This window comes from Methyloprofundus sp. (genome assembly GCF_965251085.1).
GTDB lineage: Bacteria > Pseudomonadota > Gammaproteobacteria > Methylococcales > Methylomonadaceae > Methyloprofundus.
This window is the reverse complement of record NZ_OZ252594.1, coordinates 2,750,781-2,774,824: the sequence shown is the minus strand read 5'-3', so window position 1 is coordinate 2,774,824 and position 24,044 is coordinate 2,750,781. Positions and strand designations below refer to the sequence as shown.

Annotated in this window: 23 protein-coding genes; 14 read left to right on the top strand and 9 right to left on the bottom strand. The window is 41.5% G+C overall.

Annotated features, from left to right (window positions below):
* The first annotated feature begins 495 nt into the window (after positions 1-495).
* Complete coding sequence (locus tag ACQY3F_RS12885) at positions 496-936, top strand: FxsA family protein (RefSeq protein WP_428355267.1); 441 nt, start codon at positions 496-498, stop codon at positions 934-936.
* A 286-nt stretch (positions 937-1,222) separates the two neighbouring features.
* On the opposite strand, the gene ACQY3F_RS12880 is transcribed toward ACQY3F_RS12885, so the two are convergent.
* Both ACQY3F_RS12880 and ACQY3F_RS12875 read right to left on the bottom strand, forming a co-directional pair.
* A complete protein-coding gene (locus ACQY3F_RS12880) occupies positions 1,223-2,938 on the bottom strand; it encodes a mechanosensitive ion channel family protein (protein WP_428355266.1) in 1,716 nt (571 codons plus the stop codon).
* Positions 2,939-3,205: 267 nt separating this feature from the next.
* Positions 3,206-3,985 carry a UDP-2,3-diacylglucosamine diphosphatase gene (locus ACQY3F_RS12875; protein ID WP_428355264.1) on the bottom strand — a complete coding sequence of 260 codons (780 nt, stop codon included), beginning with the start codon at positions 3,983-3,985 and terminating at the stop codon, positions 3,206-3,208.
* A 232-nt stretch (positions 3,986-4,217) separates the two neighbouring features.
* Between ACQY3F_RS12875 and ACQY3F_RS12870 the strand changes: the two genes are divergently transcribed.
* The gene (locus tag ACQY3F_RS12870; protein ID WP_428352931.1) at positions 4,218-5,414 is read left to right on the top strand and encodes an ISAzo13 family transposase; all 1,197 of its coding nucleotides are present in this window, start codon (positions 4,218-4,220) and stop codon (positions 5,412-5,414) included.
* On the opposite strand, the gene ACQY3F_RS12865 is transcribed toward ACQY3F_RS12870, so the two are convergent.
* The 4 genes from ACQY3F_RS12865 to ppx all read right to left on the bottom strand — a co-directional run bounded on the left by ACQY3F_RS12865 (position 5,345) and on the right by ppx (position 10,124).
* A complete protein-coding gene (locus ACQY3F_RS12865; protein WP_428355263.1) occupies positions 5,345-6,034 on the bottom strand; it encodes a TVP38/TMEM64 family protein in 690 nt (229 codons plus the stop codon). The genes ACQY3F_RS12870 and ACQY3F_RS12865 overlap by 70 nt on opposite strands.
* Positions 6,035-6,514: 480 nt before the next feature.
* A complete protein-coding gene (rlmA, locus tag ACQY3F_RS12860; RefSeq protein WP_428355261.1) occupies positions 6,515-7,342 on the bottom strand; it encodes a 23S rRNA (guanine(745)-N(1))-methyltransferase in 828 nt (275 codons plus the stop codon).
* Between the two features lie 11 nt (positions 7,343-7,353).
* Entirely contained in the window at positions 7,354-8,607 is a 1,254-nt protein-coding gene (locus ACQY3F_RS12855; protein WP_428355260.1) for a hypothetical protein, read from the bottom strand.
* A gap of 5 nt (positions 8,608-8,612) precedes the next feature.
* Positions 8,613-10,124 (bottom strand): exopolyphosphatase, encoded by a 1,512-nt coding sequence (gene ppx / locus ACQY3F_RS12850; protein ID WP_428355259.1) that lies wholly within the window; start codon positions 10,122-10,124, stop codon positions 8,613-8,615.
* A 229-nt stretch (positions 10,125-10,353) separates the two neighbouring features.
* Here ppx and ACQY3F_RS12845 point away from each other — a divergent pair, with 229 nt between their 5' ends.
* The 5 genes from ACQY3F_RS12845 (at position 10,354) to ACQY3F_RS12825 (ending at position 16,637) form a co-directional block, all read left to right on the top strand.
* Positions 10,354-11,274 (top strand): ABC transporter ATP-binding protein, encoded by a 921-nt coding sequence (locus ACQY3F_RS12845; RefSeq protein ID WP_428355257.1) that lies wholly within the window; start codon positions 10,354-10,356, stop codon positions 11,272-11,274.
* Positions 11,275-11,496: 222 nt separating this feature from the next.
* Positions 11,497-13,344, top strand: coding sequence for a DNA mismatch repair endonuclease MutL (gene mutL / locus ACQY3F_RS12840; RefSeq protein ID WP_428357682.1), 1,848 nt, complete (start codon positions 11,497-11,499; stop codon positions 13,342-13,344).
* Positions 13,345-13,413: 69 nt separating this feature from the next.
* Positions 13,414-14,322 carry a tRNA (adenosine(37)-N6)-dimethylallyltransferase MiaA gene (gene miaA, locus ACQY3F_RS12835; protein WP_428355256.1) on the top strand — a complete coding sequence of 303 codons (909 nt, stop codon included), beginning with the start codon at positions 13,414-13,416 and terminating at the stop codon, positions 14,320-14,322.
* A gap of 343 nt (positions 14,323-14,665) precedes the next feature.
* Positions 14,666-16,036 (top strand): right-handed parallel beta-helix repeat-containing protein, encoded by a 1,371-nt coding sequence (locus ACQY3F_RS12830; RefSeq protein ID WP_428355254.1) that lies wholly within the window; start codon positions 14,666-14,668, stop codon positions 16,034-16,036.
* Between the two features lie 43 nt (positions 16,037-16,079).
* The gene (locus tag ACQY3F_RS12825; protein ID WP_428355252.1) at positions 16,080-16,637 is read left to right on the top strand and encodes a hypothetical protein; all 558 of its coding nucleotides are present in this window, start codon (positions 16,080-16,082) and stop codon (positions 16,635-16,637) included.
* Positions 16,638-16,833: 196 nt separating this feature from the next.
* Here the strand turns inward: ACQY3F_RS12825 and ACQY3F_RS12820 are convergent, their stop codons facing one another.
* Positions 16,834-17,964: a PQQ-dependent sugar dehydrogenase gene (locus tag ACQY3F_RS12820; protein WP_428355251.1), complete on the bottom strand. Its 1,131-nt coding sequence runs from the start codon at positions 17,962-17,964 to the stop codon at positions 16,834-16,836.
* Positions 17,965-18,054: 90 nt separating this feature from the next.
* On the opposite strand from ACQY3F_RS12820, the gene ACQY3F_RS12815 reads away from it, so the two are divergent.
* Both ACQY3F_RS12815 and ACQY3F_RS12810 read left to right on the top strand, forming a co-directional pair.
* Complete coding sequence (locus tag ACQY3F_RS12815) at positions 18,055-18,633, top strand: DUF4136 domain-containing protein (RefSeq protein WP_428355250.1); 579 nt, start codon at positions 18,055-18,057, stop codon at positions 18,631-18,633.
* 39 nt (positions 18,634-18,672) lie between these two features.
* Positions 18,673-18,933, top strand: a complete 261-nt coding sequence (locus ACQY3F_RS12810) for a hypothetical protein (protein ID WP_428355248.1) — start codon at positions 18,673-18,675, stop codon at positions 18,931-18,933.
* Here the strand turns inward: ACQY3F_RS12810 and ACQY3F_RS12805 are convergent.
* Both ACQY3F_RS12805 and ACQY3F_RS12800 read right to left on the bottom strand, forming a co-directional pair.
* Positions 18,930-19,088, bottom strand: coding sequence for a hypothetical protein (locus tag ACQY3F_RS12805; protein ID WP_428355247.1), 159 nt, complete (start codon positions 19,086-19,088; stop codon positions 18,930-18,932). The two genes, ACQY3F_RS12810 and ACQY3F_RS12805, sit on opposite strands and share 4 nt — an antisense overlap.
* A gap of 327 nt (positions 19,089-19,415) precedes the next feature.
* A complete protein-coding gene (locus tag ACQY3F_RS12800; protein ID WP_428355246.1) occupies positions 19,416-20,135 on the bottom strand; it encodes a Crp/Fnr family transcriptional regulator in 720 nt (239 codons plus the stop codon).
* Positions 20,136-20,438: 303 nt separating this feature from the next.
* On the opposite strand from ACQY3F_RS12800, the gene ACQY3F_RS12795 reads away from it, so the two are divergent.
* The 5 genes from ACQY3F_RS12795 (at position 20,439) to ACQY3F_RS12775 (ending at position 24,042) form a co-directional block, all read left to right on the top strand.
* A complete protein-coding gene (locus ACQY3F_RS12795; RefSeq protein WP_428355245.1) occupies positions 20,439-20,570 on the top strand; it encodes a hypothetical protein in 132 nt (43 codons plus the stop codon).
* A 601-nt stretch (positions 20,571-21,171) separates the two neighbouring features.
* The gene (purE, locus tag ACQY3F_RS12790) at positions 21,172-21,666 is read left to right on the top strand and encodes a 5-(carboxyamino)imidazole ribonucleotide mutase (RefSeq protein ID WP_428355244.1); all 495 of its coding nucleotides are present in this window, start codon (positions 21,172-21,174) and stop codon (positions 21,664-21,666) included.
* Entirely contained in the window at positions 21,666-22,760 is a 1,095-nt protein-coding gene (locus tag ACQY3F_RS12785; RefSeq protein ID WP_428355243.1) for a 5-(carboxyamino)imidazole ribonucleotide synthase, read from the top strand. Before purE ends, ACQY3F_RS12785 begins: the two co-directional genes overlap by 1 nt.
* Positions 22,761-22,793: 33 nt before the next feature.
* Positions 22,794-23,276: an FKBP-type peptidyl-prolyl cis-trans isomerase gene (locus tag ACQY3F_RS12780; RefSeq protein WP_428355242.1), complete on the top strand. Its 483-nt coding sequence runs from the start codon at positions 22,794-22,796 to the stop codon at positions 23,274-23,276.
* A gap of 295 nt (positions 23,277-23,571) precedes the next feature.
* Entirely contained in the window at positions 23,572-24,042 is a 471-nt protein-coding gene (locus ACQY3F_RS12775) for an NUDIX domain-containing protein (protein WP_428355241.1), read from the top strand.
* Positions 24,043-24,044: the final 2 nt, after the last annotated feature.

Sequence of the window (24,044 nt, the reverse complement as noted above, 5' to 3'; positions counted from 1 at the left end):
CTAAGTTAGTAAGAATATTACCACAGGCAGCTAGTTTGGTTGCAAGGATTTACGCGGGAAAGGTTTTTCCAGATTAAAAAATCCTACGCAATATGGGTGGGTTTTTATTGCGCGTTACCATAAACCTAAAAACCGCAGTTGAACGCTAAAAAACACTTTAAGTGTTTGAATGTAAAACATAATGACCGTAACAACTTATAACCTGCAGGGTGAACAGACTCCGCTTCATGGTTTTGTGAATAAATCTGAACGCGAAATACTGCGTTACAGCTATTGCCAAGGGCTACGGCCATTGTCTGCTAGCGGTGCCTTGTCTTTCGCACTCAGATTTTCCACAAAATCCCTGCTCAACTGCGGTTTCTAGGATAAACAGCATTCTGCGGTGACTGAAATTTGATTTTTTAAAAAAAGTCCTTATTGTAGATAGATCGCACATATAAAACTAAATCAGTTTGTTGCAACTGAATTTCTTAGGATAAACAAAGAGGTCATACCATGAACCCAGTACAGCTCGTCTTTTTAGCCTTTTTAATTGTCCCGTTTATAGAGATATACTTATTACTCCAGATTGGCGGTATGGTTGGGGTATTCCCTACCATTGCTCTGGTTGTTACTACCGCTGTTATTGGTGCGAGCATGTTAAGGACGCAAGGCCTGGCGACCCTGCAACGCTTTCAGGATAATTTACAAAGAGGTGAACTGCCTGCTTATGAAATGGTAGAAGGGCCTATATTACTGGTTGGTGGTGCATTATTATTGACTCCGGGTTTCTTTACCGATGGCATAGGTTTTGCTTGTTTAATCCCTTCAGTTCGTAAAAGAATCGCTCAATACATCATTGAGAAGCGCCTAGTACAGGCTGGCGTAGCTCCAGGGCAACAAAAACCAAAAGCAGAACCAGGAGTCATCGAGGGAGAATATAAGCGGGACGACTAGGCCCCTTGTAGAGCGGACTTCAGTCCGCTACAAGCAAAACCAGCAGTGTAAAATTGCGCATTTAAGTCTGCTCTAGCGCATACGAAAAACCTAGGTAGATAAGTTTTAGGCAACGCGCAATAAATAACCCCCCCATATTGCGTAGGATTTTTGTTTGTCTTCAAAGCCTGCCCCGTACTTGATACGGGGGCGTAGAAATAGGCGCATAGCTAGCTACGTCACTATTTTTACAACGTAGAAGACGGACAAAAAAACTAGCAAAGTGAGTTATTTATTGCGCATTGCCTTAGCTACTTTGGCCTTCTTGAATAACATGTACATCGCGTTGAGGAAAAGGAATGGAAATGCCCTCGGCATCAAAACGCTCTTTTACTTGACGCGTAATATCCCAGTAAACCTCCCAGTAATCCTGAGTTTTTACCCAGGGGCGGACAATAAAATCAACAGAAGATTCCCCTAAAGTATGTATTTTGATGACTGTTTCTGGTTTTTTTAAAATCAGCTCATGCTTGTCTACAATATCCTGCAAAACCCTTTCAGCCTCATTCATACTATCTCCGTAGCCTATGCCAAACACGAAATCTATGCGGCGTACCCTTTCTGCGGTCACATTAGTGATAATATCGCCCCATATTTTGCTGTTTGGAATAATCAAACGTTGATTATCAATAGTTAAAATGGTGGTTGAAACCAGGTTCATTTGTTTTACTTCACCGCTAATACCGCCGGCAACATTCACAAAATTACCAATATCAAAAGGCCGATAAAACAAAATCATCAAGCCAGAAGCAAAGTTTGATAAGGAATCCTGTAGGGCAAAGCCCACCACAAACCCCATAATCCCCATACCTGCTAACAGGGGAGCAATTTCAATACCTAGTTGTGATAGGGCAATCATAAAACCAATAATCATGACCAGTCTATGCGCCATTGAACCGAGGAAATCTTTTAACAATTGTGACAAATCAAATTTTGCTCTAGCGGTAGCCTTATTAACGACACCACGGAAAACCGCAGCAATAATTCTAAACACCAAAATAATTAAGATAAAAGATAAAACCCGAAAAATCATCAGCGGCAAGTTGTCCTGTAACCAAAGCATGGACTTGTTTAGTAGCTTCTTGAATAAACTAATAACAACTTTGGTCTCAACATTGGCGTGTAAAATCTCACCGGTAGCAACAACCAATACTTGTCCGAATTTAGTGGTATCCATATGTAGTTGTTGCATAATCTCCATCATTAGCTCGAGATTTTTCGCTGCCGTTGATTTAGTCCATTCCAGATTGGTCAATTGCTTAGTGATGAGGTTTTGATCTTCCGCATCGGCATTAGCCATCATTGCATCCAATTCCTTAATCGTATCCAGGCTGATCTGAATTTTACCGGTCTGGGCAATAGCAATAAACTGAACAATTCTGCGTAGTCGATCCAGGCTGGCAGTAACATCCATATCGAGCAACTTTTGGTGTTCAATATTATTTTGCCAATCAAAGAGTAGGCCAAAAAGTGTTTGTTTTGCCCGCTCTACGGTTAAATCTGTTGAGCTGCCTGGACTGTCCTGAGTTTTTAATTTCCCAATGAGGTCTTTAAGAATTGAGATTTCATTTTTTAAAGTTTCTTCCTGCGCAGTCGTCAGCTGGTTAAGCTGTTTGCTTAAATCTGCATATTCAATACTATTTTTGTTCAGTTTTTGTTGAATTGCCATTAAGCGGTCAATTTCAACCCGAACCTCTTTTTCAACATTAATGATCAGGGTGATAAACAATAAGCGGTCAAAAGCAGGTATTTCGGTAGCGAAAGCCTTGAGTTCAGCAGTGCGTACGGATAGATTGTGGATATTATCTAAAATCGCCTCACTTTCAACGATAGATGATGGTTCGGTATTCAGCTCAGTGACCGTTGTTTCAGGGCTTGCTTCTTCGGCAATGGCTAGCGAACCTGATGTAGAGAATAATAAGCACAGTAGACAAGCTAAAAGCCTGATATTAATCATGTTCATAATGATATTGGGTCCTGGTGGCTGTCAATTCGAGGGTCGTTATATTTCGCGCGGTCACGGATGCGGAGAATATAGTGAGCTGATTTTTGTCGATAGCAAGACGCTGAAACAGGCGCATAGCTTGCTGCGTAACGATTTCAGCAACGTAGCTATCGGCAAAAATTCAGCCACTAGAAGTCCGCAGTCGTGGCCGCGCGAAGTATAATAGTACTAGAATTTTGCGGCTTTCGTTGGTTTACGAAACTAAATATCAATTGGCTTCTGCACTCAATTTATTTCATTTAACTCTGTATTATTTTCAGGGCTCGATTCTGTCCAGTGTACTAGCTCTAGGCGGCCATCAAAATGTTCGACAATTGCGGTACAACTTTCTACGAAGTCGCCTGTGTTGATATACAGAAATTGATCGATCTGTTTGATTTCAGCATGGTGAATATGCCCGCATATCACGCCGTCAACATCCTCTTTTTTTAGTGTGTTGACTATGTTTTCTTCATAATCTGAGATGAATTGAACGGCATTTTTTACTTTATATTTAATATAAGCCGCGAGTGAGAAATGGGAAGTCACTCCAAAATATCGTCTGACGGTTTTAATCACTCGGTTTATCTCGATAAGAATATCATAGCCACTACTGCCTAGTTTTGCGATCCATTGGTGATATTGTGCGATGGTATCGTACTCATCGCCGTGGACGATTAAGAAGCGCCTGTTATCTGCCGTAGTATGGATATCCGAGTTTTTTACGATAATATCTCCGAAGACATAACTATCGTAGTCTCTGACATTTTCATCATGATTACCTGGTACATAAATGATATGTGTTCCATGGCGGGCTTTACGCAGAATTTTCTGGATCACCGTGTTATGTTCTCTGGGCCAGTACATTTTTTTTGAGAGTGCCCAAAAATCGATGATGTCACCGACTAGATATAGTTTTTCACTTTCATTGCATTTTAAAAAGTCCAGTAGTATGTCTGCCTGACATTGTGTCGAGCCAATATGTAAATCTGAAATCCAGATGGTTCGGTAGGTATTAATGTTCATTTTCTTCTTCCGTAACTTATGATGATGCTGGGTAAATGTTAACGGGTGATGATATTAAATTTTTTGTTTAAAACGGGGAATATTGCAATAAGGGCAATAAAAAAAAAGGCAATAAATGTTGTTGGGCTTAGGGAGATGGAAAGAAATAATCATCCAAACGAAGTAAGCTTGTGTCTCAATAATTTATAATAATGAATTCTGAATTTATTCTCACACTAGGCAGATAAGCTTGTTGATATTAACAGATAGCATTATAGGTTGGATTATAAATACAGCCCATCGTTTAAAAGGCTCGGTACGTCGTATATTCATGGCTGAAACGGTGGAGCTACTAGGCTCAGGTGGTGCAAGTATTGCTGAAGAAAAACTAGGATGGAATAGAGGCACTATCCGAAAAGGACAATATGAACTTGAAACTCAGCCCATAGAAGATAATTTTTCAGCGAGAGGGCGTAATAAAAGTGAAGAGCATTTTCCTCATCTACTTGATGACATAAAAAAAATTGCTGAACCGGAGTGTCAAACGGATCCCTCTTTTAATTCCTGTCGATTATATACCCGGCTAACGGCTAAAGAAGTTAGAAAACGTTTACTGGAGATTGATTATTACGATGAAAAAACATTACCTTGCTCAAAAACTATCAATACAAAATTAAATGACCTGAGTTACCATCCAAAAAAGGTACAAAAAACAAAGCCTCATAAGAAAATCAAGGAAACGGATGCAATTTTTGAACAAGTTCATTCAGTCAATGGAATGGCAGATATCAACCCAAAAGAGATTCGTATATCAATTGATGCCAAAGCAAGAATGAATATAGGAAATTTTTCACGGGGAGGACGAAATCGGGTTTTAACAAAAGCAGAGGATCATGATTTAGATGTTAAGGAAAAGTTAACTCCTTTTGGTTTTTATCTGCCTGAACATGATGATTTTTTCCTTTTCTTTACAGCAGGCTATGCCAGCAGTGATTTCATCGTTGACCGATTGGAAGAAATTTGGCCAGAAATTCAAGAAAAATATGGAGTAGATATTCTGACAATTAACGCTGACAATGGTATGGAGAACAGTAGCTCCAGAACTCAGTTTATAAAAAGGCTTGTGGAGTTTGCTGAAAAAAGCAACATAAAGATAAAACTGGCCTACTACCCTCCTTATCATAGTAAATATAACCCAATTGAACGAGTATGGGGAGCCTATGAAAATCATATTAGTGGCGACATAATGGATACAGTTGAAACAACTTTAAAATTTGCCAAAAGTATGACCTACAATGGCAAAGCACCTATTGTTAAATTAACAGAAAAAATATATGAAACAGGAGTAAAGGTAGGTAAAAAAGCAATGAAGACGTATTATCAGTTTGTTGACCGAATGCCATCGTTGGAGAAATGGTTTTTGACCATTTCTCCTGGTTGTTCTGGATGATTATTTCTTTCCATCTCCCTTAGTAGTTGTGCGACCGTGGTAATTTGCTCTAGCTTGCTGCCTGCATTGGCATAAACAAGTGATGCAGGTATCACTCCCAGAGTGGTGCTGAGAAAATAACTTTTGAATGAAATTCTGGATAGTCCTGCCAGTATATTGGTCAGAGCATAGGGGACAATCATGATGAGCCTTAAGGTCAATATATAATAGAAACCGTTGGATTCTAGTTCATCTTCTATCGCTTTTAGTCGTTTATAGAAGCGTTTTTCAAAAGTCTGTTTAAATGCATGTCGGCTAAGCCCAAAGCCAACCAGGCAGGCAATGATTGTTGCAATGATATTGAATAGTGCGCCTATGTAAAAACCGAAAAAGAAGCCACCTAGAAGTTTTACCATGGCAGCAAGAGGAACGGGTGAATTGACAAAAATAATGCAAGCGATAAAAAAAATGAGTACTGATAAGTAATAATGCTTATCAACAAATTGAGCAATTAAAATTTTATTGGCATTGATGTTTTCAACTGATAAGTAATCTATAGACCAGACTGTCAACAGAACAAAAATAAGAAAAATAGTGAGTGCGTAGCTAATGTATTTAGTTTCTTTTGCTTTTGTAGACATCTATATTTTTAATTTTTATTATAGAAACCGGACTTTTTTAATTATTAAGCTTTGGGTTGTTTAAGTTTTTAGTTGGTAGATTATTTTGTAATATTTACCAAGCTAAAAAACTGATAGGTAATTTTTATCATTTGTTTGTGACTATAATGTGAAAAGGGCAGAATAGTCGTAAATGATATGTGCCTGTTTTTTTATTGAGAAGCTGTTAGAGAGTCATCGTTTTGGAGTGCCTAAGTGCGATAGTCAGGCTTTAGGTTTAGTGCTTTGTGTAGTGTTGATATTTTAGAGTGTTTCCTGAGGCATAATATACTTCGCGCGGTTAGGGATGCGAAGAATATAGTGAGCTGATTTTTGTCGATAGCAAAGCGCTGAAACTGGCGCATAGCTGGCTACGTAACGACTTCAGCAACGTAGCTACGGCAAAAACTCAGCCGCTAGAAATACGCAGTTGCGACCGCGCGAAGTATAATTATGAGGATGTTATTTTTTTTTGACCGCTAGTGTCAATATGAAGTCTGTTTCTATTTGTAAATCATGACTGTGTTGTATTTTATTTTGCACGTCTGCATTGGCGCGCCAGGCGAAGGGAGTCATTTGTAGCAATGCCATCCGCTGATCTCGGTCTGGCTGTATTTTAAAGCTAACTCTCTGGCTTTCTATTAGGCTAAAGTCCTCAGGAAGGGGAGCGTCTACAGCATGCTCTTTGACTTCTTTGTAGATGAATTCTTTGAGTTGCCATAAATGTCTAGGGCCAGGTGTTACGATTAATAGCAGTCCTTGCGGCTTTAATAGGCGAGAAATCTCTTGATCGTTCGCTGGCGCATATATTCTCAGCAATAGATCAAAATATTGATCTGCGTAGGGCATGTTATTGGTACTGGCAACAATAAAACGGGCATTATCTTGTTTTTTTGCGGCGGCTAAAATAGCGTTTTTGGCTATATCTATTCCGTGTAAATCCAGTTTTTTGCTATCGTCTGAGTAGGCTTCAATTTGTCGGCTATAGTAGCCTTCACCACAACCAACATCAAGAATGTGCATCTCGGTGGGGGCTGTCTGATGGGTGTTGATGATACCTGCGAGGGCTTTTGCCATGGGTTGATAAAACCCGGCTTCAAGAAAATTACGGCGTGCGCGCATCATCGCGCGACTATCTCCGGGTTGTTTAGACTTTTTGTATTGTGCAGGCAGCAGGTTTAAGTAGCCTTCTTTTGCCAGGTCAAAATGATGCTTTTTACTGCAATAGTAACCTTTTGATGCCTGATGCAGCATGAGTGGGTTTTGGCAAATGGGGCAAATATAGGGCATGATTGTTTTAATTATTCTATTTGCTGGTAGATTTCACTGGCGGCTATGCGCTGGTCTATATCTTGTAATACACGTTGATATTCGGGACTATAGATAGATTGATATTGTTGGGTAAATGCCTCGGAGCTCAGGCTTTCAGGCAAATCTCTTATCTCCGGCATAAATGCCTGGTAATTTTTGATATGGGCCATTTTTTGTTGTATTTGTAACGCAAGTTCAGGGCTGGCTGTCGCTTGTTTGCCAAAGTATATGCCGGCCCGGTCGGCTGCCAGGTCGATAAAACTAAAGCCGCTGCCTTTTTTTGCATCACTCAGTTCTTTTTCTATGCCCAGTATATTTGCTAAATGACTATTACCCAACGCTGAGAAAGTAGCGGACCACATAAAATGTTGTGCCATATCGATGCGTTTATACAAAAATACGGAGTACCGTAGCGTTGATTTGTTTTCCTTGTAAGCTGTTGAGCCCGGGTATTGATTAACATACCGGTTGGCGATAAAGATTGCCAGGCGATTTTCTGCGATAGCATTATCTGCAGTTGAGCGCTGTTGGGCAAGTTGAAACAAAGGCTGTAGTACATTACTTAAAGATAAGCGCCAATCTGGGTCATGTGTGCGCAAAGCTTCGTCTAGCTTTTGTTGATATTGGTCCAATGCCCGGTTATCAATTTCTGGTGTGAGCAGACGTTGTATGTTGTTACTGGTCGAGTCAGGAGATTGATAGACAAGATGCAGTTGCTGGGCTTGTATACGAAAGACCGTCAAGTTTTTGCTAATTAATTGCAGGTATTTATTTAAACGTGTGTGCTCGATAGCGGTATCTATAAACAAGCCCGCGTAGCGGTCTGGTACACTTATTTTACCTATATACAAACTGTCTATGTTGGGCGGTTGATGCTTGGGCGTATGTAACTGAAAGCGTATGTCCAGGTGGCGACCAAATAGATTATCGGGCAAGGTAAAGCTTAGCTTAAACGCTATGTAGTCATCGAACAGTTGTATATGGGACTGGCTGTCTGTATAGATGTTGAGTAAATAGGCACAGGCGATATTGAGGTCCCTTTCTGTCAGGATTAAGCTAACCTGATTTCCTGTGACGTGTTTATTGGCATGTAATATACTTTTTGCACGTTGTATATCAGCGCCAGTCAATTCCCATTTAGGCAGCGCAAGGTTTTTGTTACTGGTGCTTAGCGTAAAAAACAGAGCAAGGATAACGGCTGGTACGCCTATCCCATATAAGATTACGCGCAGCAATAAAAGCACTGGAATTAGCTAACTTGCAAGCTGAATTTAGCTTTTTCCAGATAAGTTTCTTCCAGTTTTAAATCAGCTTGTGTCAGTGGGGCATTATCCAGCCAGTTTTCAGGAAACTGAATATTTACAGTGTTTTTCGACAGGGTGATGTTAAATTCAGGCGTGGCTGAGTTACTGCGGTTTCTCTGCAGAAGCACTGCAAGCCTTAGAATTATTACCATATAAATAGCCAGATGATTCCAAGGTGGCGGAAGATCCTTTATTTTTTTTACAGGAATTTTACGTCGATGGGATAGCACCAAAGTAGACAGCAAATTTTGATCTTGTTGTGAAAAACCTGCTAAATCACCGTGTTTGATGATGTAGGCCCCGTGTTTGTGATATTGACTATGAGCGATAGGGCGACCTATTTCATGCAGTTCTGCTGCCCAGTTCAGGTATTGGTGCATAACTCTGGATTGTGCGCCTAGAAAAGGACTAACCTGCTCTAATATATTATCTATAGTGGTTTTGATCAGGTCAGTTTGCTGGCTATCAGTATGGTAATGTTCTGCTAGAAACTGCGCAGTGTCTGAGCGTACGTCATGATTAAACATGCGTCCCATATAATCGTATATCAAGCCTTCGCGCAAAGCACCATCAGAGACACTCATCTTGTCTATATCTAGCGTTTTAAAGGTTGTGTACAGTATTGCCAGCCCCCCCATAAAGACCGGGAGTCTATCAGGGTCTAGCTCCGGTAAATCTAGCTCTGATACATTTTTACAGTTGAGAGCATGCTTTTTTAACTTTTCCAGGCCTTCAAGGGTAATGCCGCCATGGCTCCATTCTGTCGCAAGCAGGACTTTGCGGATAGCTCTTATGCTACCTGAAGCACCGATGGCTTCATCCCATTGATTATGGGTAAACAGTTTTTTGTAGGTGTTAAGCTGCTGGTTAACGAAAATTTCCGCTTTTTTGAATTGTTGTGAGCTAATAGCACCATCAGGGAAAAACCGGTTGCTTACAGTAACACAGCCCATACGCAGACTTTCTTTTTCTGTGGGATCAGAATTGGTGCCGATAATGTATTCGGTACTTCCGCCGCCAATATCCATTACCAGACGACGATTGACATTGCTTTGCAGGCTGTGAGCCACGCCCTGGTAAATAAGTCGGGCTTCTTCAATCCCGGAAATAATGTGTATCGGATAACCAATCGCTTGCTCTGCTTTATGCAAAAATTGTTTGGCATTTTTTGCAGTACGTAAAGTATTCGTGCCTACGATACGCACATTGTTCTCGGGAAAGTTTTGTATGCGTTGACCAAATCGCTCTAAACAGGCAAGTGCGCGCTGCTGGGTGTCATCGTCGAGAATGTTTTTTTTGTTTAAACCCGAAGCGAGTCTGACCATTTCTCTTAGCCGATCCAGAGTTTTGAGTTGACCTTTATGTACACTACAAACGATCATGTGAAAACTGTTTGAGCCTAAATCAACGGCTGCAACAAGTTCGGGGGCTTCTTCCTGTTCAGTAGTCTGTGTCATTTGTTTATAGTGTAAGTGGATTTTCTGCTAAAATTTATCAAGTTTTTTACATAATGTAACGCATTTAGTGAGCTACGTTAAGTAATGAGTGTGATTATAACAAAGGTAGTTTGTGTTTCAGAGACTTATATTGTTCTACATTGCTGCTCAATCTGACTAGCGTGAACCTGATTATCGCTACACTATGATTCTGCATGTCGATCTATTTTTCAAAGGCTAAATAATATCCGTGAAAGCTTTATCTATTCGTAATTTAAAGAAAGTTTATGCTAATGGTTTAGTGGCTGTAAAAGGCATAGACCTGGATGTGGAAGAAGGTGATTTCTTCGCATTATTAGGCCCTAATGGCGCGGGTAAATCGACTACTATTGGTATTATTAGCTCTCTGGTTAATGCTAGCAGTGGCGATGTGAGGATTTTTGATGCTGATTTAAAACGTAATAAGCAATTAGCAAAAAGTTATATAGGGCTTGTGCCTCAGGAGGTTAATTTTAATCAGTTTGAGACAGCACGAAATATTGTTATGAATCAGGCCGGCTACTATGGCATGTCAAGAAAAGAGGCTAGCAAGCAAACTGAGCACTGTCTTAAGTTAATGCATTTATGGGATCAGCGCAATACGGTATCGAGACGCTTGTCAGGGGGTATGAAGCGGCGTGTGATGATTGCACGGGCGATGGTGCATCAACCTAAATTGCTAATTTTAGACGAGCCGACTGCGGGTGTGGATATAGAAATCCGCCGCTCGATGTGGGACACCATGAAACAGGTTAATGAGCAAGGGACGACAATTATTTTAACCACACATTATCTGGAAGAAGCAGAAAGTTTATGCCGCAATATCGCCATTATTAATCAGGGTAGAATAGTGGAACATACAGATATGCAAAGCCTGCTGGCGCGCCTGGATGAAGAGCATTTTATTTGCGATGTTAAAAAACCCTTGCAAGCAGTCATCCCTATCCCCGGCTATAAAATTGAATTGCTGAATGCTATGCAAATTAGTGTTTCTGTGCCTAAAGCTTTGGGGTTGAACGAATTATTTCTAGGTTTATCAGAGCAGCAGATTGAAGTGGTCAGCTTAAAAAATGGCTCGAACCGTTTAGAGCAATTGTTTCTGGATTTGATTGATACGGATAATCAGAGTTAAGGTAACGCGCAATAAATAACCCACTCATATTGCGTAGGTTTTTGTTTGTCTTCTGCGTTGTAGAAATAGGCGCTTAGCTAGCTACGTTATTTATTGCGAGTTGCCTAAGCATCACCCATAAATATTAAATAGCATGTGCTGGAGTATGCAGCGCATCAAGTCGATGATATGGAGCGCTTGATACCTAAGCGTCCGATCTCTCTAACAATAATGAGTTATTTTATGCGCATTCATGCATTACCTCCCCAGTTAATTAATCAGATTGCCGCCGGTGAAGTAGTTGAGCGACCGGCTTCTGTGGTTAAAGAGTTAGTTGAAAACTGTTTCGATGCGGGAGCCAGCCAGATTATAGTTGAGATAGAGCAGGGTGGGGCGCGGCTGATTAAGGTCAGAGATAATGGCTGCGGTATAGAAAAAGAAGATTTGCCACTCGCTTTATCCCGCCATGCTACCAGTAAAATCCAGTCTTTACATGATCTGGAGGAGGTAGCAACCATGGGCTTTCGTGGCGAGGCCTTGCCGAGTATTAGTTCGGTATCGCGTTTAAGTCTTATTTCAAGAGTTGCAGAGGCTGATTGCGCCTGGCGAGTACAGGCGGATGGCTCGGAAGAAGAGCTAGATCCGCAGCCCGATCCGCACCCATTAGGGACGACTATTGAAGTCTGTGATCTTTTTTATAATACACCTGCACGGCGTAAATTTTTAAAAACCGATAAAACAGAATTTGCTCATATCGATACGCTATTTAAGCGCATGGCATTAAGCCGTTTTGATATTACATTTGAATTGAAGCATAACCAGCGAGAAGTCTTCAATTTTAAAAAAGCAGAGACACAAGCGGAACAGGAACAACGTGTCGCGCAAATTTTTGGCTCGACTTTTCTAGAAAATTCTGTAGTCGTTGATTTTAATGCGTCGGGAATGCACCTGTATGGGTGGGTAGGTTTGCCAACTTTTTCGCGTAGTCAGCAGGATATGCAGTACTTTTATGTGAATGGAAGATTGATCAAGGATCGATTGGTCTCGCATGCTATTAAACAGGCATATCAGGATGTATTGTTTCATGGACGGCATCCGGTGTATGTATTGTATCTGGTGCTAGATCCAGGTCTGGTCGATGTGAATGCGCATCCGCAGAAACTGGAAGTACGGTTCCGGGAAGGGCGTACCGTACATGATTTTTTATATAAAGCACTACACCGCTCATTAGCTGATGTACGGCCTAAGCCGCAAGAGCAAATAGCTGAATCGGAAGCTGTGACTACTCGTCCCGATGTGCAACAGGTAGTTGATTTTCAACCCTTGCCGGCAAGCGATAGTAACCCCGTTGTTCGTCAAAGTTACCAGCCCTCTGCAGTACCACGCCAATCGTCCCTGCCTTTAGATGTCGATGCACAGATTGAAGCTTATACCCGAGTCGTTGCACCTAGCAAAGCAATGGATGTACATGAGCCGCCTATTTCTGAACCAGCGAATACAGAAGCAGCGCCTGCATTAGGTTATGCAGTAGCGCATTTGCATGACATATATATATTATCGGAGACGCAAAACGGTATTATTCTGGTCGATGCACATGCCGCTCATGAACGGGTCACTTATGAACAATTTAAAAGCCAGTACCAGCAAGGCTCTATACCTTCTCAGCCTTTATTGCTGCCAGTGCAAATTCAAGTCAGCAGTGGTGAGGCAGATTTAGCCGACGATCAGCAGGCTTTTTTTATGCGCCTGGGATTTGAACTAAATCGTATGGCTGAAGAGACGCTTGTGGTCAGAGCTGCTCCAGCATTATTAACGGGAATAGATATCGCTTTATTAGTTAAAGATGTGCTGGCGGATATCATCGAGCATGGCATGAGCCAGCGTATCGAGCAGCGCTGTAATGAAATCCTTTCAAGCATCGCGTGTCATGGTTCGGTACGCGCTAACCGGCGTTTAACCATTCCAGAAATGAATGCCCTGCTTAGGGATATGGAAAAAACCGAGCGCAGTGGGCAATGTAATCATGGCCGACCCACATGGGTGGAATTAAGCAAAAAAGAGCTTGATAAGCTATTTTTGCGTGGGCAGTAGAAGGAGTGAGGTCTATGAGCACCTATTCGGAGTATCCTATTGAATAGCCTTCCCCCCGCAATTTTCCTAATGGGCCCGACGGCCTCTGGTAAAAGCGCTTTATCGGTCAAATTGGCACAACAACTGAATGCTGAAATTATCAGTGTCGATTCAGCGCTGGTTTTTAAAGGCATGGATATCGGAACGGCAAAGCCAACTTTAGAGGAAAGAGCAGGGATTGCGCACCATTTAATCGATATTTTAGATCCGGCAGAGAGCTTTTCTACAGGCACATTTAGAACCAGCGCGCTAGAGTTAATGACAGACATAACGGCTCGAGGCAAAGTACCGTTGTTGGTTGGCGGCACCATGTTGTATTTTAATTCTTTGTTCAATGGTCTGGCAGAGTTGCCTACGGCGAATAGTACATTGCGCGAGAAACTAGATGCTGAGGCCAGAGAAATAGGCAAACAAGCGATGCATGCCAGGCTTCTGGCTATAGACCCCGTTGCAGCTGCGCGCATACATCCGAATGACCCACAGCGTGTACAACGCGCACTAGAAGTTTATATACTGTCAGGTAAGTCGATAACGCAGTTACATGAAGAAGCAAAGGTAGAAAGCCTACCCTATCGGCAAATAAAATTGATTATTGCGCCGCGAGATCGGACCGTGTTGCATAAGAAAATTGCCCTGCGATTTAAACTGATGATAGAACAGGGATTGGTTAATGAAGTAGAAGCCCTGTATAAGCGAGGCGATTTAAGCGTGCAAATGCCATCCGTGCGGGCTGTAGGTTATCGCCAGGTGTGGTCTTTTTTAGACGGTGAAATCACTCAGGATGAAATGCAGGAACTTGGTATTATTGCGACACGACAGTTAGCGAAACGCCAATTTACTTGGCTACGCAGGGAAACAGATGCGCAAATTTTTTATACTGAAGGCAGGGATGTTTTTAGTCGTGTGCTAGAAACAGTGCAGATGCAATTGGGTAGCTAAGGGGCGCGCACGGAATAAGTTGAGCACCTGACGCAGGATTTATTCGTATTCAAAGCCTGCCCCGTGCTCGATACGGGGGCGTAGAAACAGGCGCATAGCCAGCTACGATATAGTTTCTACAACGCAGAAGACGGATAAAAAGATAAGCCAGTTGCTCAACTTATTCTGTGACTGCGCGAAATCTATGTTTCATCTTTAACAATATCCTCAATACTGCCAGCATGTTGCTCAACAATCTAGTGAGGTGATTATGAAATCAAAAGTAAACTATAGCTGCTGGGCTTGTGCAGTACTATGCTTCAGTTATACGGTTAGGAGCGAGGATTTAATAATATCCGCAAATATGACGCAGGGTTTTGGCATCACAGTCGCGCAAGGAAAGCAGGCGTATAGCAGGCTACGCAACTGTTTTCCTTGCGCGACTGTGGAGTCAAAAGACAAGTTAGACTCGGGTATTATTGAATTCTCGCTCCTAAATGCAGATATGGATATTCGGCTTAACAACAGTCAAGTGTCTATTTTACCGACCGAGGCAAAGGAAATTGCATCAAAAAATTTTAAGAGTCATCAAACGCGAAGGGAAGACACAAAGTCATCTAGTCAAAACGCTAATACACCAGAACAACACATATATCAGGTGGGATCTTCATCTATGTATGCAACTCCCAGTGATATTTCGCGAGAAGTTGGGGATAATTCAATTGTTGAAATTGAAGCGGGGGAGTATTTTGAGGATGTTACTGTCTGGAGACAGAGCAATATAACCATACGAGGCATTGGTGGTCGAGCACATTTGAAAGCTAATGGAAAGGCAGCTGAAGGCAAAGCAATCTGGGTTTTTAAAGGTAATAATGTTGCGATTGAAAATATTGAATTTTCCGAGGCTAAAGTGGCTTCTAGAAATGGCGCGGGGATTCGCATGGAAGGTAGCAACTTAACAATACGAAATTGTCATTTTCATGATAATGAGATGGGTATTTTAACGGGTAAAAATCTTGCCAGCGAAATCATTATCGAAAACTCCGAGTTCAATAATAATACGGTTGATTATAATCGCCATAAACGCTTAGGTCATAATATATACATCGGCGAAATAGCTAAATTTACCTTAACGGGTAGTTATATTCACGATGCTGAAACAGGGCATAATATTAAATCACGTGCTCATGAAAATTATATTCTTTACAACAAAATTACCGATGAAAAGTTAGGTTCAAGTTACCTTCTGGATATGCCAAATGGAGGCGATGCCTTTGTTGTCGGAAACTTATTTCATCAAAATACTGCCAATGATAATTATACTTTGCTTTCCTATTCTGCTGAAAGAAAGCAGAATAAAGCCTCGTCATTACTCTATGTGGTTAATAATACATTTGTTAATTCTGCTCAGGATTCTCAATTTATCAAAAATCATGCGGCGGGATTAACGGTTTTAGTGAATAATTTGTTTGTTGGTCCTGGACAAATAATGCAGGGCGCAGCTGTACAGTTCAGTAATGTCCAGCTAGCGGTTGCTGATTTTGTGAATGCAGAAAATTATGATTACCGCTTAAAGCATGCAATGAGTGCATTAACCAATAGAGGAATTGTGCCAGGTGAGGCTAGAAATGGTTTTATATTAAGCCCTAAATACCAATATCGTCATCCTGCTACAACTGAGCTTAGGCCTCTCAATGGAAATATAGATATTGGCGCCTATGAGTTTGTGCCGTAAAAGTGCCAAATAAGCTAATACGGAATCACTTTTTATACTTAATATGAATACAACTAACAATAAAACAACGCTATTTGTCGCTAAAACACTGGAAAGCATACTGGTCATAGGCTATATCCTGTTCGAGGAGCTGATCTGGAATGTTTTTGCCAAGCCTGTTTATCAGTACCTTAAAAGCCTTATTATCTTAGAGCCGCTAAAAAAGACATTTTTACAGATGAACCGTTATTTGCTGCTGACGGTGTTTATTTTTATTTTATTGGTGGCAGAGGCGATGGGATTTCTCGCTGGATACTGTTTTATAGAAGGTTATTTTGTCACTGGGATGATGGTGTATGCTGTAAAGATACCGGTAGCTGCCTTTACTTTCTGGTTATTTGATTTAACTAAGCAAACATTGATGACATTTTCATGGCTGAAAACCAGCTATGGTTGGACTATGGGCATGATTGAAAAATTACTTAATTCTGCCATCCATATTTATATCAAGGGTAGAATCATAGCAATCAGGCTAAAAGTGCAGCAGACCCTTCGTCAGTACTTTGGCGAAGCCGGCTTTATAGCGAGTGTTAAAGCCCATTACAAAGCTTTCAAATCTTAGGAACGCGCAGGAAATAACTTAAGCAACTAGCTAGTCTTTTGTCCGTTATCAGCACAATAGCAACAGTTACGTCGCTAGCTATGCGCCTATTTCTACAGCACTGATGACAAACAAAAATTCTGCCCAAATATTGGACACTTATTAATTTTCAGGTGGCTTATATCGCCAGTTTTTCTAGGTTAAACGCTAGTGATTGCTATTTACCCGTATAAGTAATTTTATAGATTACACCCGCCAGGTCATCCGAGACGAGTAAACTACCATCAGCTAATTCAAGGATATCCACAGGGCGGCCTATCGCTTTGCCGTTTTCGCCTAGCCAGCCTTCGGCAAAGACTTGTTCGGAAGCGACCTTGCCCCATTTGAATTTAAGCAAGGCTATGCGGTAACCATGAGGTATAGCGCGGTTCCATGAGCCGTGTTGGGCTACAAAAAGCTGTCTATGATAGCTTTTTGGAAATTGCTGACCACGATAAAAACGAATTCCCAGTGGTGCCATATGTGCTTTAAATTTCCATTCTGGTGCGCTATAAGACTTACAATTTTTACCCTTTCCAAACTCAGGGTCTAGAAGCTCACCGGCATGACAAAAAGGGTAGCCAAAATTTTGTCCTTTTTTTGTCCATTTATTGAGTTCATCAGGTGGAATATCATCGCCTAACATATCCCGACCATTTTCAGTGAAATACAGTGTGTTTGTTTTTGGTTGCCAGTCAAACCCCACCGTATTGCGAATGCCGCGCGCTAATATTTCCATATCAGTGCCATCTGTATTTAAGCGTAGTAAAGAGCTAAAGATTGTTTGTTTGGGTAGGCATATGTTGCACGGCGCTCCCACAGCGGTATAAAGCTTATTATCCGGGCCAAAACGCAAGTATTTCCAGCCATGCCTTTTTGTATCAGGGAACTGATTATAAACAACGCTAGGCTCAGGCGGCTGGCTTAGCTGTTGATCTATATTATCGAAGCGAATAATACGCTGTAATTCTGCGACATAAAGCGTTCCATCCTTATAGGCAAGGCCATTAGGCATGTTCAAGCCAGTAGCAATGACATAACGCTGGTCTGCCTTGCCATCCTGATTCTTATCTTGCAAAGCATACACTTTACCCGCGCTCCTGGTGCCGACAAAGACCGTGCCACCTTTACCCAATGCCATGGTTCTGGCATTGGGTACGTCATCGGCAAACAGGCTGATTGTAAATCCCTGAGGAAGCTTGATATTGTTCAGGAGCGCTTGTTTTTCAGTCGCCTGTAATGGGCTGCTGAGTAAAATAGTCAGCCAGCCTGTCGCTAGAAATTGATTGAATAGTTTAGCTTTGAACATGATAATACCCTTTAAAAATTGTAGTTTCGTGGTCTGTTACTCATCTAGCTAATCAGACTTCCCCCGTATTTGTCAAAAATATCAAGGCTTATGTATAGAAAAGCGTGTTTATTAGCAAACTTAATATTATTTAGTGTTTTACTGGTTTCTTGCTCTACTAAGCAATACGTTGCGCAGGAAGAGATGCGCGTGTCATTTATCACTGTGCATCATTCTAAGTTGCTTTTACCCGAAAATGCAACTTACCAATGGTCAAAAGGCTTTCTACAGCAGTCGGGTAGTGGACTCATTAAAAATGTGGATATGTGGGCTTTGTTAAAGCAAAGTATAGAACGGCATATGCGGAAAAAAGGCTATAAGCAGGTAGCAGGAGCAGAGCAAGCAGATTTAAATATTTGTTTTGTTGCAAGCCTGCAGTCAGCATTGAGCGATGAAGAGATCGCGCGTCGATATGGTTTAGTGCCAGGTCTAATGGTACATAATATTGATAAAGCGCGTTATGAAAAAGGTACTTTGATATTTGATGTGGTCAACCCGAAAACCAATCAATTAGTTTGGCGTACTGCAGGGCAGGCATTAGCAACTCTTGAGGATATTCCTCTGGATGCAAGAAAATCCAGAATTGATATATTTGTAAAAAAACTATTAGCCTTTTTACCCGAAAAGTAATTAAATGTAATTCCAGCACTAATTTTAGGAGAATTGAAAATGAAACAAGAATTTGAAGAGTTAATGGCGAAACTCGCTACCGAACGCGATGAGTTGAATTTAAAATTGCATTTAGCTTCTATGCAAGCCAAGGAGGAATTTTCTAGCGCGGAAGAGATCTGGGAGCAAGTTAAGCAAAAAGCAGGCGATATTGCCGATGATTCAGTGGAAACTACGGACGAATTTATTAGCTCTGCCAAGGTTGTAGGTGAAGAGCTAATCGAAGCATATCAGCGCATTGCCGGTCGTCTTAAAAGCTAAACTAGGCGTAGAGTGGAAAGCCTTAGGCACCTGGAACAAATAATCATCCATCCTTGCTGGTCTTTTTGTCCATCATCAGCACTGTAGCAATAGTTACGTAGCCAGCTTAGCGCCTGTTTTCCTGGTGCAACTGTGAGGCCAAAATCCTGCGTCATACTTTAGGGTGTTATTGAATCCTCGCTCCTTAGGGGGTAATTCTGGTAAGGCTATACATTATTTAGGTTAAGAATTACTCTTTATCCTAGAAGCCGCAGTTGAGCAGGGATTTTGTGGAAAATCTGAGTGCGAAAGACAAGGCACCGCTAGCAGGCAATGGCCGTAGCCCTTGGCAATAGCTGTAACGCAGTATTTCGCGCTCAGATTTATTCACAGAACCGTGAAGCGGAGTCTGTTCACCCTGCAGGTGGTAAGTTGTTACGGTCATTATGTTTTATACTCAAATGCTTAGAGTGTTTTTTAGCGTTCAACTGCGGTTTTTAGGTTTATTCAGATAAGCCAGAGTGGATGTTTAATAGACCTTGTAAATTAGTAATTTCAATATGCCGCCTTTGTACCTTTAGAAAACCATCATTCTGAAATTGCTTCAGTGTTCTACTTACTGTTTCCAGAGTCAGGCCTAAATGTTCGCCAATTTCCTGGCGAGTCAGTGTTATATTGAATTGCACTGAAGAATACCCCCGTTTACTTAAACGGTCTGATAAGTTTAATAAAAACCTGGCTACCTTTTCTTCCGCAGAACTTGTTCCCGCCATTACCTGGTTCTGAGACTCATTGAGAGTCTCACTTGAATGTTTTAAAAGTTCTCGCGCAATCCCAGGGATCTTGGCACACAAAGCATCGAATTTATCTGCGGGTAAGGCACAGAAACTTAAATTTTCCAGTGCTATTGCCGAGCAACTATATTTATTCTGAAACAGGCCTTCAAAACCTATCAACTCACCAGGTAAGAGTACATTGAGTATATGCTCATTGCCTTGGTCATCACTGGAAACCAGTTTTGCAGACCCTGACTTAATAGCCACAATCATATTAAACTCATCTCCCTGGCGATAAATATATTCACCTTTCTGTACTGAAATATTGTTTTTAACTTCAATACTCAAATTTTCTACTTCTTGTTGCGACAAGCCACGAGGAAGACAAATTTCATCCAGGCTGCAGTTAGTGCAACTGATTTTAAAGTCTTTTACCATTTGATCCATTTTTACCCCCCCGGCTTCAATACTTTGTATGGCTGGCTCTACGAAATATTATAGAAATTGTTAACTAGTTCACGATTTATTGATCTATATCAATAAGTAAAAACTCAAAAGAATTAATATATCCCCCGAAGCCAAACAAAGCATAAAGCTTCTAATAACTGGCTATCTAAGAGTTACAGTAGTGATGATAACCTTCTCAGGACTCATTCAATTTGCCTCTTAAGATAAGCCACCAAAAGATTTTTATACGCAAGTTCACACTACTTTAATGAACTTCAAATCAATAACATTGAGGATTAATAAATGAAAAATTCAATTAAAAAAATTAGCGCTATGGTACTTGTAATTGCAAGCATGTCAGTTTTAGTTGGTTGTGGTACTGGTGCAGATAGCGGTGGCATGGGCGCTTCTTCAGCTACAACAGTTTTAAAGTAATAGTCTAATCCTAATAATAACCCTCGTCTATGCTGAGGGTTATTATTCTGGCTTGTTTAGCACATTTTTGAGCTAGCCAATAAAAACTCCCACTTTCATAGTGTCTCAATTGATCTCATTATAGCCGCATTCCCCCTTTAAAACGTAACAATCCCAAGGCTTATTTTTATTAATCTTATAAGCAAGCATGCTTATAATAAGTCTCAAACAATTAGCTACAAAAAATCTGCGATAACCAAGCTCCCGCTTGCGTTTCCATCATCCTAGAAAAATCAGTTGAGCGCGAATTTATAGTGCATGATATTGGTTTCACAGTGCTTTCAAAAAATCTGAGCTTCACCCGTAGGTTAAGCGGGCATTTTTTGGAAGTGCGGTGGAATCAAGAGCTTGTGCTAGAAATCGTGAGCAACTGATTTTTCTAGGATCACTGCCTCCTCATAAAAATCCCGACCGCCTGATTTTAATTCGATACGCTTTATAAAATCTCAATTCTGGTATTTTAAAATGCAATAAACTTAAGTATAATCAATTACTTTTTGCTAACGAATGAGCAGGTTTATCGCTACAACGTCAGCTGATTATTTGCATAAAAAGGACATACATGACTGCATTAGTGGGAATTATCATGGGCTCAACTTCTGATTGGGAAACCATGCGCTTTGCATCTGAAAAACTGGAACAACTGGGCATTCCTTTTGACGTAGAAGTGGTTTCTGCGCATCGTACACCGGATAAACTTTTTGAATATGCATCAACTGCCGAAGGCAAAGGCATTGAAGTCATTATTGCCGGTGCTGGTGGCGCAGCGCACTTACCGGGTATGGCTGCTGCAAAAACAGTGATTCCAGTACTCGGTGTACCTATACAGTCGAAAGCTTTAAACGGCATGGATTCTTTATTATCTATTGCGCAAATGCCGGCAGGAATTCCCGTAGGAACACTCGCTATAGGTAAGGCGGGAGCCATAAATGCCGCACTGCTGGCCGCCGCTATTGTTGCCAATAAACATACTGAATATAAAGCACCGCTGAATGCCTTCCGCCAACAGCAAACTGAAACGGTTCTTGCAAACTCAGATCCGCGGGAGCTTGTCTAATGGTTATAGGTATCTTAGGCGCTGGGCAATTAGCCAGAATGCTTGCGTTAGCAGGCAAACCCTTAGGGCTTAAATTTATTTTTTTAGACCCGACTCCGATTGCCTGTGCAGCTGACGTAGGCATACACCTAGTTGGCGAGTACACCGATAAGGCCTTGCTCAGCCAGTTAGCAGAACAAGCGGATATTATCACTTACGAATTTGAAAATGTACCGGTTGAAATTATAGATTTCTTAAGTCAAACGACCTCGGTTTATCCGCCGGCGAAAGCTTTACTGATTGGTCAGGACAGGGTTACCGAAAAAACATTTTTGCAGGATTTAGGCATTGCCACCGCATCTTTTGCAGCGGTCTCTAGCTTAGATGAACTGCAACAGGCAATGTCCAATATAGGCTATCCTGCGATCCTTAAGACACGGCGCTTCGGCTATGATGGTAAAGGACAAGTCGTACTGCATAGCGAGCAGGATCTCGCCGAAGCATGGCTAGCCGTTAAAAATGCGCCGTGTGTGGTAGAAGGCTTTGTGCCTTTTGATAGAGAAATTTCTATTATTGCCAGCCGTAGCGTTTCGGGTGAAGTTGTCTATTACCCCTTATCTGAAAATGAGCATCATAAAGGTATTTTACGTCTGGCCAAAAATACCCGTAACGATCCGTTACAGGCGCAGGCCGAAAGTGCTGTTAATGCCATTCTGACGGAGCTTGATTATGTAGGCACGATAGCGTTGGAATTATTTGCAGTGCGCGATACCATTATAGCCAACGAATTTGCCCCACGAGTACATAATTCAGGGCACTGGACCATAGAAGGCTCTGAAACCAGTCAATTTGAAAATCACCTAAGAGCCATTATGGACATGCCTCTAGGTGCAACCAGCTCGATCGGCTATGCCGCTATGCAAAATTTTATAGGTAATGTACCTGCAAATGAAAAGTTACTTTCATTATCGCAAGTGCACCTGCATTTGTATGATAAAGCTGCACGCAAAGGGCGCAAGCTTGCTCATGCGACCGTCAGAACAGAGTCATTAGAAAAATTTACTGATTTAATTGCAGCGCTCACCAAGCTTGCCAGGCAAAGTGATGATTCATAAAACCTATTCTTAAACTATAATATATTCATTCATATGAAAAATACAGAAAACCCCGTTGTATCAATACACTACACTTTAACCAACAAAGCTGGCGAGAAATTAGACAGCTCTATTGGTGCAGAACCTTTAAGCTACTTGCACGGTGCAGGCAATATTATCCCTGGACTTGAAAGTGCGCTGAGTGAGTCATCGGTAGGTGATAAATTAACCGTAACTATTGAGCCAAAAGATGCTTATGGCGAGCGTAATGAAGCGCAAATTCAGACAGTATCCAAAGAAATGTTCCCGGGCATTGAGACAATCGAAGTAGGCATGCAATTTCAGGCAGACTCTAGCAGTGGACCCGCTGTTGTGACTATTACTAAGTTAGAAGGTGACGATATTACGATTGATGGTAACCACCCACTTGCTGGTGAGCAATTAACCTTTGATGTTGAAGTAATGGAGATACGCTCTGCAACTGAGACTGAAATGGAACACGGCCATATTCATGGTGCGGGTTGTAATCACGATTAAGTAGTTAAGCCTTATGGGGTAGGGCGTGGCTTTAGCCCGCCATTTAGCTGAGAAGCTAGAGAAAAGCGGGCTAAGGCACCTGAAAATAAATAATCATCCAACTTTGCTGGTCTTTTTGTCCGTTATTAGCACTGTAGCAGTCGTTACGTAGCCAACTATGCGCCTACAGCTACAATACTAATGACAAACAAAAATCCAGCCCAAATATTGGACGTTTTTTTATTTCCAGTTGCCTAAAGCCGCGCCCTACATCTCACGTTATCATTTTCTTGATTAACCACTAGCAACTAGACAAATGGATAAATTACAGTCAGGAATACGCATTACGGTGCGCGCGGTTATTGTGCAGGATGGAAAAATTCTGCTAATCAAGAAAGACAGCCAGGAGGATGGTATACGCTACACTTTGCCTGGCGGTGCTTTAGAATCAGGGGAAACCTTACACCAAGCGGTCATTCGCGAGTGCCAGGAAGAAATTAATACCCTTGTCGATGCTTATGACGTACTGCATATTGCTGATTTTTTTATCCCCAAGTTTGACCCGCAGCCCTATACTCGCCATCAGTTAGAAGTATTGATTCAATGCCAAACACCTGCCGAATATATCCCTAGTTCCGGGCCTGACCCAGATAAACATCAGGTCGGGGTTGAGTGGCTGCCTGTTAATGAGCTCGCTGAGCATACTATTTCTCCCAACTTCTTTGCTGAACTGCTGGTTAATTTGCATAGCCAGACGCATAATATTTATGTGGGTTCGGTGACTTAGCG